This is a genomic window from Aestuariivivens sp. NBU2969, from assembly GCF_019931125.1.
Classification (GTDB): Bacteria; Bacteroidota; Bacteroidia; order Flavobacteriales; family Flavobacteriaceae; genus Aestuariivivens; species Aestuariivivens marinum.
The window spans coordinates 314,829-326,098 of the sequence record NZ_JAIOUU010000002.1 but is presented as its reverse complement, the minus strand read 5'-3'; the positions used below and the strand labels follow the sequence as shown (position 1 = coordinate 326,098).

Below are 11,270 nucleotides of genomic sequence, written 5' to 3'. Positions count from 1 at the left end.
CAAGGATAACTCAGTGCCTTTATTCATCAATGTAATTTAAAGCACAAAGAAAATTATTTTTCTCTTTAGACCCAACTTTTGAGATTGATCCGTTTTCTTGGTAATATGTAGTTTCATGCTAAACTTGAAATTTTATCTATATTTGATTAGTTGTGTAAAAGGAATTAATATAAAACGAATTTGCAGTTTGGATTAAAAATCAGTGATTTTCTTTTGGGCTCAACGAACTAACTTAATGCAAAACATAGTGTGTAAGCATTAAGCTAGTGAGATTTAATTAGTATAAATAAAGTATAATAGTTGAAATAAAATATAGTCTAACATGAAATTACGTATAATTTTAGTATTTATCTGGTTAAGTGTAATATCCGTAAAGGTTAATGCACAAGAGGTAAAACCATTAAATCTAAACAAGCCTGAAAGAGAGCAATGGTTTACAGACTTGGGTTTTGGAATGTTTATCCATTGGAGTATGGATGTTCAATTAGGAATGGTTATAAGTCATAGTATGGTTGGTGCTTCGAACGATTATCTTAACAGGTATATAAATGAACTTCCTAAAACCTTCAATCCTGTAAATTTTGATGCAAGAGAATGGGTGAGTGCAGCTAAGCTAGCAGGTATGAGATATATTGTTTTTACAGCCAAGCACCATAACGGCTATTGCATGTATGATACTAAAACAACCGATTTCAACATAATGAATAGTCCTTATGGTAAAGATGTTACAAAGATGCTTGTTGATGCTTGTCGTGAGGCTGGTATAGCAGTAGGGCTATACTTTTCTCCAGATGATTTTTATTTTCTACATAAACAAGGAACACTCATATCAAGGGTGCGAGAGGAAGCTCTTGCTAGTAGTAATCCTGAGTTAAACGCCTATGTAAAAAAACAAATGAAAGAGCTTATGATCAATTATGGAAAAATTGATATTGTCTTTTTGGATGGCATGGAACAATTTTCAAAAACGGAGTTGGCAAAGGTGTGCTGGGATATAAATCCAGATGTAGTCGTTACCCGGGGAGCTATGGAAACCCCTGAGCAGGAAACTCCTGAAACCCCAATTCCTTCCCCTTGGGAGGCGTGCTACACCTTTGGAGATCAATGGCAATATAGGCCCACAAATGAGAATTATAAAACAGCTAAAGATGCCATTCTTAAACTTATAGAAATAAAGGCAAAAGGAGGTAATTTATTATTAAATTTTGGTCCCGATGCATTCGGTAATTTTCCAAAAGAACAACAAGGTGCTTTAAATGAAATTTCTTTATGGATGTTTATTAATCAAGAGGCATTTAATCAAACCGAGCCACATCATACTATTAAGGAGGGTAACATGTGGTTTTTAACATCTAAAGATAAAAAAACAGCATATGTGTTTATAGATACGGACGAATGGAAATATGGTGATCGTAAATTATTTAGTATTGAAACATTGAAAGCTACAAAAAAGAGTCAAATTTTTGTTTTGGGCCACAATGGAATAGTTAAAGAATATGACAAGAATGTGGATCCAGCTCCTGTTATTAAACAAACAAACGAAGTAATGGAGATATCGATTACAAGGTCTCAGCGAATCTATAATGACCGTAAATGGAACAACCCTATTGTTGTAAAAATAACAGAATTAGATATAAGTGAGTAAACAAACTCCACGACATTAATATATTTTAAAAGTAGACAGGGATAGGTTTTAAATCTATTTTGATGATTCAAAATGGAATAGTCCCCGATAAAAAAGAACACCTCCAATATTTTGGTAGCGTTTGTTTAAAGTATTGGTTTCAACCTATAAAAAAGACCGTTTTAAAACGGTCTTTTTTATATGGATACTATGAAGTTTTTTATTCTTCCTTTTTTATGGCATCGCCGACTGCTTCAACAGCATCTTCGGCTGCTTCTACAGCATTTTCAGTAGCTTCAGCGGCTTCATCCATAGCTTTTCCAGCTTCTTCTAATGCTCCTTCGGTAGCTTCAGTTGCATTTTCAATAGTAGCTTCCATAGTGTCTGATTTTTTAGTATCTCGACATGAAGTAAAAGATAATACTAGTGCAAGTACAAGCACCATACTTAATAATGTATTTTTCATAATTTTCAATTTAGGTTAATTGTTTTTAAGTCAAAAGCCAATTATAAATTTTTATTGACAATTATATTTCTAGGCATACTATATACGTAGATAATCCAGTATTTGGATGACGGCACCTTTATTTTCTTTAATATAGTCTTGATTTTTTGCGCCACTAATCGATCGAAAATTAGAGTTTTGAAGTAATTTGTTTAGAATGGAATTAAATCCATTTGTGTCTTTAATCGAAAACATCCCACCCTTGGTAATCATAGCTTTGGCTTCTGGGAATTTTTGATGATGGTTTCCTATTATAATGGGAACGCCAAATACAGCAGGTTCTAAGGTGTTATGCAATCCTGTATTGCCTATGGCACCACCTACGTAGGCAATATCTGCATAACTGTAAATTTTAGAAAGCAAGCCAATAGTGTCAATAATTAAGACCTGACTATTAGCCAATGCATCTTTCTTTTTTTCAGAAAATAGTACAGACGTAGTATTGATCTGGTTTTTAAGTCTTTGTATTTGATTACTTTTTATATTGTGTGGAGCTATAATAAATTTAGTGTCTTTTGAAGCTTCTGTATTAATGTAATTTATAAGTAGTACCTCATCTTCAGGCCAAGTGCTACCAGCAACAACACACAGTTTGTCTTGTTTAAAGCTTTCCATAAAATCAAGAGCGTTATTTTGTTTCAACTGATTGGAAACCCTATCAAATCGTGTGTCTCCTGTAACAGTGACATCAAGGTAATTAATAGATTCTAAAAGTGTCTTTGAATTTTCGTTTTGGGTGAAAATATGTTCAAAAGCTAATAATGCATGCCTAAACAATCCACCATAAAATTTAAAAAAACGTTGATTTTTTCTAAATGCAGCAGAAATTAAGATGGCCCTTAAGTGTCTCTTGTTGATTTCATTCAAATAGTTGGGCCAAATATCATACTTTACAAATATTGTAAGGTCAGGGTTAACAATATCCAAAAAGCGTCTCGCATTTTGTTTGGTGTCCAATGGAAGATAAACAACGCAATCTGCGACTGGGGAATTCTTTCTAATTTCATAGCCGGACGGTGAAAAAAAACTAAGTATTATTTTATGTCTTTTATAATGATTCCTTAGCTCATTAAAAACAGGTAGCCCTTGTTCGTATTCACCAAGCGATGCGCAATGAAACCATAAGGTTTTGTCTCCTTGATTTAAATGTTCCTTAAGAATACTGAAGGTTTTAGAACGACCTTTAACTCCCAAAGCAATTTTTAGGTTAAAATTTGCAATGGATTTTAGTCCTAAATTAGCTAATCTTATAATATTGTCATATAAAACCCCCAATCCTATATTGTTTGTGCTAAAATACATTTCTTTAGAAGAAAACTATAAATAAACAGTATGAATTTTGTAATTTTGTGGGCTCAAAAATGACATACAAAATGCAAATCTAATTATGGTCATCCAGGTTAGATTTTGGTTCTTTAAACATAAAATATGAAGAAAATCCAAATGGTTGACCTTAAAGGTCAGTACTCCCAAATAAAGGATGTCGTTAATCCTGCTATACAAGAAGTTATTGAAAACACTGCTTTTATAAATGGCCCAAAAGTCCACCAGTTTCAGAAGAACTTGGAACATTATTTAGGCGTAAAGCATGTTATACCTTGTGCCAACGGAACGGATGCGCTTCAAATAGCTATGATGGGGCTTGGGTTAAAACCAGGCGATGAGGTTATTACTGCCGATTTCACTTTTGCAGCTACTGTAGAAGTTATTGCTTTATTGCAATTAACACCAGTTTTAGTTGATGTAAATGAAGACGATTTCAACATTAATATTGAGGCTGTTAAAAAGGCTATTACACCCAAAACCAAGGCCATTGTACCAGTACACTTATTTGGACAATGTGCAAATATGGAAGCTATAATGGAGATAGCCCATGCACATAATCTGTATGTGATTGAAGATAATGCACAAGCCATTGGTGCTAATTATACCTATAAAAATGGGGAAAAGGTAAAAGTGGGTACCATTGGACACGTTGGGGCGACTTCTTTTTTTCCATCCAAAAATTTAGGTTGTTATGGTGATGGCGGTGCTATTTTCACCAATGATGACTCCTTAGCTAATACCATTAGGGGAATTGTTAACCATGGGATGTACGAGCGTTACCATCATGATGTAGTAGGTGTAAATTCTAGGTTAGATAGTATTCAAGCCGCAGTTTTAGATGCAAAATTACCGCACTTAGATAGCTATAATACAAAACGAATTGAAGCAGCCAATAAGTATGATGGGGCTTTTAATCAAGTACCTAATATTGAAGTTCCTGTAAGAACAGGAGATATAGATAATCATGTGTTCCATCAGTATACATTAAAATTAAAAGATATAAATAGGGATGCTTTAGCCAAACATTTAAATGAAAAAGGCATTCCTTTTGGGATATATTATCCCATACCACTTCACAAACAAAAGGCGTATGCCGATGTGCGATACAATGAAACTGATTTTGTTGTAACCAATCAATTGGTTAAAGAGGTTATTTCTTTGCCTATGCATACTGAATTGGACGACGAGCAAATTGAATATATTACATCAACAATAATTAAATTTATAAATGGATAAAATATTAGTAACGGGAGGATTAGGGTTTATAGGATCACATACCGTTGTAGAATTACAAAATGAAGGATACGAGGTTGTTATTATTGATGATTTATCCAACTCGTCAATTAGTGTTTTAGACGGTATTACTTCGATTACAGGTAAGAAACCTGTTTTTGAAAAGTTGGATTTAAAAGATAAAGCAGATGTAGATGTTTTTTTTAATACCCATAATGATATTAAAGGAGTTATCCATTTTGCTGCTAGTAAAGCCGTTGGTGAAAGTGTTGAAAAACCGTTATTGTATTACGAAAACAATATAAATACCTTAGTTTACTTACTGAAACAATTAAAAGAGTTACCAACAGCTTCATTTATTTTTAGTTCCTCCTGTACGGTTTATGGTCAGGCAGACAAATTGCCAATAACAGAAAATGCGCCGGTAAAACAAGCAGAGTCACCATATGGTAACACCAAGCAAATAGGAGAGGAAATAATTAGAGATACTTGCAAGGTTACACCAAATTTAAAAGCTATAGCCCTGCGTTATTTTAATCCTGTAGGGGCACATGAATCAGCTAACATAGGAGAGCTCCCTATAGGGGTTCCTCAAAATTTAGTGCCTTTTATCACCCAAACAGGAATAGGCTTGCGCGAGCAACTGTCTGTTTTTGGAGATGATTACCCAACTCCCGATGGTACTTGTATTAGAGACTATATACATGTGGTTGATTTAGCAAAAGCTCACGTTGTAGCACTTAAGCGTTTGTTGGAAAATAAGAATAAAGCCAATTATGAAACGTTTAATCTTGGAACAGGCAAGGGTAGTTCAGTTTTGGAAGTGGTTAAGGCCTTTGAGCGTGTTTCAGGTAAAACACTCAATTATAAAATTGTAGGCAGAAGGGAAGGCGATATTATTTCGGCTTATGCAGATACTACAAAAGCTAATGAAGAATTAGGCTGGGAAACAAAACTAACCTTAGACGATGCCATGCGCTCTGCTTGGAAATGGGAGCAGAAGATAAGAAGCTGATTTAAATTTTACATATTGAGAAAGGGCTGCTTATTAAGCAGCCCTTTCTTTGTTATTGATAGTCTTCACTTATTTCGGAGATTGAATATTGAATAGGGAAAATAATTTCGGTTATCACCCTGCTCTCATGATTATAGATTTTTAAATCATATTCAGTTTTGTATAGTGTTTTCAGTCGTTCATTGATGTTGCTTATCCCATTACCTTTTTTTAATAAAGCAAAAAGGGATTCGTTTATTTGTTTACCAGTGTTTTCAATTTTAATTTTAAGTTTTTCCTTGGCTTTTTTAATTGAAATATTAACATCAATGGTTTTATGGACGTTACTATAGCCATGTTTGGTGGCATTTTCAATAATGGGTTGCAAAATCATATTAGGCACTAATACGTTTTCTAAACTATCTTCAACATCAATAGTAAAGGTTAGTTGATCGGAAAAGCGTGTTTTTTTTATATGGATGTATTTTTTAAGTATGTCTAACTCCTCCTGTAATTCAATTAAGTTTTGGTCTTTTTTATCCAAAACATTTCTTAAGAGATCGCTTAAATCGACAATCATAGTTTTAGATTTTTCAGTATTGATATCTATCAATGAATGAATGCCATTTAAGGTGTTAAATAAAAAATGGGGATGCATTTGTGTTTGTAAAAACCTTAAATGGGCTTGAGATAATTTATCCTGCAATTTTATAGTTCTTAATTCGCTCTCTTGCGTTTTTTTAAAGTAGTAATACATGTATATAATGGTTACTAAAGAGATATAAATTAAAAAATGTAAATCTATAAGTCGAATAAAATGTATAACCATATCACTTAAGTCATTTTTCATATCAGCTTCTGTGGTACTTAATAAATCAATTCCCCATGAAATTCCTAGAGTGAAAGCACCAATAAAGAATGAGAAGAATAAATGAATGATAACTATATGTAAAAATTTTACTTTTTTAACAAATAAGTATTTGGTTGTCATGGCTATAAAAATCATAAAGACGGTAATAAGACACCAATCCAAAACATTTTCAAAAATGAAATTTCCCCAGGCTGTGTCTCTACCATGATAAATTCTCAAATACGCATTTTTAAATGAGTAAATAATGACGAAAACAGCATATACAAGAGACAAAATGCCTATAAGCTTAAAGTCGATGTGTTTTTTTAAGTTTCTCATCGTGAAATTTATATACCCATTTTTTTCTGAAACTCTTTTTTGTGAGTCTTACTTATCCTAAATAATTTTTCATCTTGCATTTTTACATCAATCTCACCATAATTGGAATATAATACTTCCTTAATTAAGGCTATATTAATAATTGTCGATCTATGTATACGTTGGAACTTATTTGCTTTAAGTTGATCGAATAATGAATTTAAGGACTCTCTTAAAACGTATTTCTTTTGTTCGGTATAAATTTCGGCATAATAACCCGATGCTAGAATATATTTTATATCATCTTTATTTATAAATGAGATTTTCCCGTTGGCCTTTATGGCCAATTTGGTTTGTTTTACTTCTGAAAACTCCTGATTGGGATTTTCAATATATTTTAATAGGTTGGTTATTTTTTTGCTTAAACCATTGGATTTATTAGAATTGAAAAGTTCAATAACCCGGTTTGTAGATTGAAAAAAGCGTTCATCCTTAAAAGGTTTCAACAAATAATCAAAAGCAAAAAAATCGAAAGCCTTTAAGGCAAATTCATCAAAAGCGGTTATAAATATGACCAAAGGCATATTGTTTTGATCTATTTCCTTTAAAATATCAAACCCAGTCATATCTGTAATTTTAATGTCTAAGAAAATTAAATCTGGCTTTATTGAGTTGATTTTTGCGATAGCCTCTTTTCCAGAGCTGCACTCATCTATAACCTCAATGTCCTTAATATCATTTAATAGGTTAGAAACACGCTTTCTAGCCAAAAATTCATCATCAATTATTATTGTTTTAATAGGACTAACCATAGGAATTGGCATTAATCAAGGTCTAAACTAGCATAAAAAAATGACTTAGCATGAGTGAATTTGTGTTGTTTGCATCAATTAATAAGCAACTCATATCATTTTAATCACTACAAACTTCAAAAAAATATATGTTCACATCAATATTGGAGCAATTTATTTCTGCTAGTTGTAAAAACGGTTTATTATTTTTAAATAACTGAATATAAGTGAGTTAAAATATTTTTATTCGAAATTTAAATATTCAAAGGTTAATTTATAATAACTTAAGTTTAATTGTATCATAAAAAGCTTATTCTACCCCATTTTATAAATAGGTCAAATCATAATTTTGTTAAGCGTACAATTAAACCATTTCCTTTACTAATGCAATTGTAAAAGGTAAGGTGGTTTAGAACTTTACTTATACACGCTGAGGTTTTCGCTAAACTTTAGTTTTTATTTTTTAGTATCGAATTTTTTTGAATTAGTCCTTAAAAAAAATCTTCGCCGCCTACCTTTCTTACAATCTGCTTAGACTAACTCAAATTTAAATAATATGAAAACAAAGTTTCACAGAATGCTGGCACTGTTCCTAGCGTTAGCTGTGCAATTTTCTTTTGCACAAGAAAAAACGGTTACGGGTAAGGTTTCAGATGGAAATGGATTACCATTGCCAGGGACAACCGTTTTAATTAAAGGTACTACTACAGGTACTTCAACTGATTTCGATGGTAATTATTCCATTCAAACTAGACAAGGACAAACACTAGTCTTTAGTTTTGTGGGCTATACTACCCAAGAAATTGCTGTTAGCTCATCAAATACCATTGATGTTACCTTAACAGAAGATGCCGAGTCTTTGGAAGAAGTGGTTGTAATAGGTAGTGCCCAAGGAAAATCAACAAAAGAACTAAGTTTCTCGGTTGGGCAGGTTAAAAATGATCTTTTGGAGAATGTTCCTGCAACCGATGCCGCTTCAGCATTGCAAGGTAAAATTGCTGGTTTGTCTGTGACGCCTTCAGGGGGTAATCCAGGCAGTAATGTGTCTATTCAATTGAGAACAGCTAACTCATTGGCCACAGGACAAGATCCTTTAGTTATTGTTGATGGCGTTATTTTGGAAGGTGGATTGGCCGATATTAACACTGAAGATATTGATAGAATTGAAGTAGCCAAGGGCGCTGCGGGAGCTTCTTTATATGGGTCTAGGGCTTCCAATGGGGTTATTCAGATTTTCACTAAAAGAGGAAAAGGAAATAACAAGGTTAATGTGACTTATAGAACGGAACTTGGTTGGAAAAATATACTCGATAAGTATGATTTAGCAACAACACACCGCTTTAAGTTAACGGCTGATGCTTCTGCATTCGATTTAACTAGTGGCTCACGAGAAGTAGATGCAGATGGTTTATCCGATAACCCTTACCCAGGAACTAATTACGACTATCAAGGTGAAGTTTTTGAAACGGGGATTTATAATACACATTATGCCTCTGTTACTGGAGGAAATGAAAATGCTAGGTATCTATTTTCTTATCAAAGACTTCAGGATGAAGGTATATTAGCGTTAGTAGAGGACTATAGAAGAGATAATTTTAGGTTGAACTTGGATAATACCATTTCAGAAAAAATTAAATTAAAAACATCATTCTTCTATAGTAATTCCAATAGGGATGCATCCATAAATGGAGGTACAACCTCTGAAAATCCTTTGTTCGAAGCCTTGATTACGGAGCCTATTTACGATTGGCAAGCACTGAATGAAGAAGATGGATCACCTTACAATTTTGATAGTAATACGTTCGATCCAAACATTTATAATCCTCTATATGAATTGGCCAATAGGGATTTGGTTGAAAAGAGAAACCGATTTTTAGGCAATGTATCCTTAGACTATCAGGTATTGCCTTGGTTAAAGTTAAACGGTGCCTATTCAGTAGACTTCGAAAACAACGCCTTTGAAGATTATATCCCTAAGGGGTATTTGTCAGCCAGTCCAGATGGACAAGCACAGAATATTGGATTTATTCAGCGATCAACATTTAATGGTAGGGCTCAAAACATTAGGTTCAACAGTTTAATAACCAAATCTTTTGGAGCTGATGATGATTATAACCTAAGCTTAAGATTGAGTTATCTGCATGAACGCTATATTAATGAATTTAATAATGCAGAAGGGTATAATCTTGCTGTATCCGATATCCGTTCTTTAGATAATATTTCAGATAGACCTTCTGTCTCTTCGGCCACCCAAGAAATTTTAACGGACAGTTATTTTGCTGTTGCAGATTTCGATTATCAAAAGAAATACATATTTAGTGGTGTTATAAGACGTGAAGGTTCTTCTTTATTTGGTCCGGATACCAGATGGGCAAACTATTTTAGAACAAGTTTGGCCTATCGTATAACAGAAGATATAGAAATCCCTGGCATTCAGGAATTAAAATTGCGAGGTTCTTATGGTACTGCCGGTATTAGGCCAACATACGAAATGCGTTTTGAAACTTTTGCTTTGCAAAATGGATCTCCTACCAAATCCACTTTAGGAAATAATGAATTAAAACCTGCAAAAACTGGAGAGTTGGAACTTGGTATTAATGTGGATTTCTTGGATCGTTTTTCTTTTGAATTCAATTATGTGAAAGCAAAAACCGATGATCAAATTTTAAGAGTACCCTTATCGGCAGCAACTGGTTTTGGAGCACAGTGGCGTAATGCAGGTGAAATAGACGCCACCACCTATGAGGCGTCTCTTAATGCCAATATTATAAAAAATGATGATTTTTCATGGGATTTGGGCATTATTTGGGACAAATCCAAACAAAAGATTAGTCGTCTAGATGTTCCATCATACTTAACTGGGCCTGGAGCACAGGAAACGACATTGTTTAGAATTGAGCAAGGTCAAAATTTTGGTGTCATGTACGGTAATATATTTATTAGAAGTTTGTCCGATTTGCCTACTGGGTTGGATCCTAATAACTATGCCATTAATGAGTTTGGTTATGTGGTTGATGCCGCTACAGGAAGTACAGCTGTAAAACAAGTAGATAGTGGAGGTAATGAATTCTTTGTTATGGGTGATATTACGCCAGATTTTAGAATGGCATTCAATACCACTTTAAAGTATAAAAATTTAGCATTTTATGCTCTTGTCGATTGGAAACAGGGTGGCGATATTTATAATAAAACCAAGCAGTGGTTATATAGGGATGGTAGACATTTAGATATTACCAGTGGCTTGCCGTATAACTTTTTCCAAGGTTTATACAATACCAATTTGGCGAGCTCTGCTTTTGTAGAGGATGGTACTTTTGTTAAGTTAAGAGAACTTTCACTTTATTACACTCTTAAAGGTGATGCGCTAGGAAACGTTGGAAACTTTGTCAACAATGTCAAGTTTGGCTTTGTTGGAAGGAACCTATTTACCATTACAAATTACTCTGGTTTTGATCCTGAAATCACAACGCAATCTGAAACTAACAGAGCTAATTTAACGTCTAGGGATACAGATGGTATTGGTAGTGATGTGAATACCCCTGGAGGTGATCCTAATGTTTTTAAGATTGATAATTTCCCATATCCTTCAACAAGAACATTTAGTTTTTCTGTACAATTAACCTTTTAAA

8 protein-coding genes are annotated in these 11,270 nt (G+C 33.5%); 4 read left to right on the top strand and 4 right to left on the bottom strand.

The genetic code is table 11. From position 1 onward, the window contains the following. The first annotated feature begins 322 nt into the window (after positions 1 to 322). Entirely contained in the window at positions 323 to 1,645 is a 1,323-nt protein-coding gene (locus K7G79_RS03070) for an alpha-L-fucosidase (RefSeq protein ID WP_223549026.1), read from the top strand. A 199-nt stretch (positions 1,646 to 1,844) separates the two neighbouring features. Here the strand turns inward: K7G79_RS03070 and K7G79_RS03065 are convergent, their stop codons facing one another. Then, positions 1,845 to 2,090, bottom strand: coding sequence for a hypothetical protein (locus tag K7G79_RS03065; RefSeq protein WP_223549025.1), 246 nt, complete (start codon positions 2,088 to 2,090; stop codon positions 1,845 to 1,847). 78 nt (positions 2,091 to 2,168) lie between these two features. Beyond that, on the bottom strand, positions 2,169 to 3,431 hold the full coding sequence (locus K7G79_RS03060; RefSeq protein WP_223549022.1) for a 3-deoxy-D-manno-octulosonic acid transferase: 1,263 nt from the start codon (positions 3,429 to 3,431) through the stop codon (positions 2,169 to 2,171). Positions 3,432 to 3,557: 126 nt separating this feature from the next. Between K7G79_RS03060 and K7G79_RS03055 the strand changes: the two genes are divergently transcribed. Both K7G79_RS03055 and galE read left to right on the top strand, forming a co-directional pair. After that, positions 3,558 to 4,691, top strand: a complete 1,134-nt coding sequence (locus tag K7G79_RS03055; RefSeq protein WP_223549021.1) for a DegT/DnrJ/EryC1/StrS aminotransferase family protein — start codon at positions 3,558 to 3,560, stop codon at positions 4,689 to 4,691. Continuing rightward, the gene (gene galE / locus K7G79_RS03050) at positions 4,684 to 5,703 is read left to right on the top strand and encodes a UDP-glucose 4-epimerase GalE (protein ID WP_223549019.1); all 1,020 of its coding nucleotides are present in this window, start codon (positions 4,684 to 4,686) and stop codon (positions 5,701 to 5,703) included. Before K7G79_RS03055 ends, galE begins: the two co-directional genes overlap by 8 nt. 52 nt (positions 5,704 to 5,755) lie before the next feature. On the opposite strand, the gene K7G79_RS03045 is transcribed toward galE, so the two are convergent. Beyond that, positions 5,756 to 6,871 (bottom strand): sensor histidine kinase, encoded by a 1,116-nt coding sequence (locus tag K7G79_RS03045; protein WP_223549017.1) that lies wholly within the window; start codon positions 6,869 to 6,871, stop codon positions 5,756 to 5,758. An 8-nt stretch (positions 6,872 to 6,879) separates the two neighbouring features. Continuing rightward, positions 6,880 to 7,674 (bottom strand): LytTR family DNA-binding domain-containing protein, encoded by a 795-nt coding sequence (locus tag K7G79_RS03040; RefSeq protein WP_223549015.1) that lies wholly within the window; start codon positions 7,672 to 7,674, stop codon positions 6,880 to 6,882. A 523-nt stretch (positions 7,675 to 8,197) separates the two neighbouring features. On the opposite strand from K7G79_RS03040, the gene K7G79_RS03035 reads away from it, so the two are divergent. Beyond that, positions 8,198 to 11,269 (top strand): SusC/RagA family TonB-linked outer membrane protein, encoded by a 3,072-nt coding sequence (locus K7G79_RS03035; protein ID WP_223549013.1) that lies wholly within the window; start codon positions 8,198 to 8,200, stop codon positions 11,267 to 11,269. The last annotated feature ends 1 nt before the right edge of the window (position 11,270 follow it).

What these genes read in the sequence shown, in the direction of transcription:
- K7G79_RS03040 (WP_223549015.1), bottom strand. Translation starts at nt 7,674, where the DNA reads ATGCCAATTCCTATGGTTAGTCCTATTAAAACAATAATAATTGATGAT.
- galE (WP_223549019.1), top strand. Translation starts at nt 4,684, where the DNA reads ATGGATAAAATATTAGTAACGGGAGGATTAGGGTTTATAGGATCACAT.
- K7G79_RS03060 (WP_223549022.1), bottom strand. Translation starts at nt 3,431, where the DNA reads ATGTATTTTAGCACAAACAATATAGGATTGGGGGTTTTATATGACAAT.
- K7G79_RS03055 (WP_223549021.1), top strand. Translation starts at nt 3,558, where the DNA reads ATGAAGAAAATCCAAATGGTTGACCTTAAAGGTCAGTACTCCCAAATA.
- K7G79_RS03070 (WP_223549026.1), top strand. Translation starts at nt 323, where the DNA reads ATGAAATTACGTATAATTTTAGTATTTATCTGGTTAAGTGTAATATCC.
- K7G79_RS03065 (WP_223549025.1), bottom strand. Translation starts at nt 2,090, where the DNA reads ATGAAAAATACATTATTAAGTATGGTGCTTGTACTTGCACTAGTATTA.
- K7G79_RS03045 (WP_223549017.1), bottom strand. Translation starts at nt 6,871, where the DNA reads ATGAGAAACTTAAAAAAACACATCGACTTTAAGCTTATAGGCATTTTG.
- K7G79_RS03035 (WP_223549013.1), top strand. Translation starts at nt 8,198, where the DNA reads ATGAAAACAAAGTTTCACAGAATGCTGGCACTGTTCCTAGCGTTAGCT.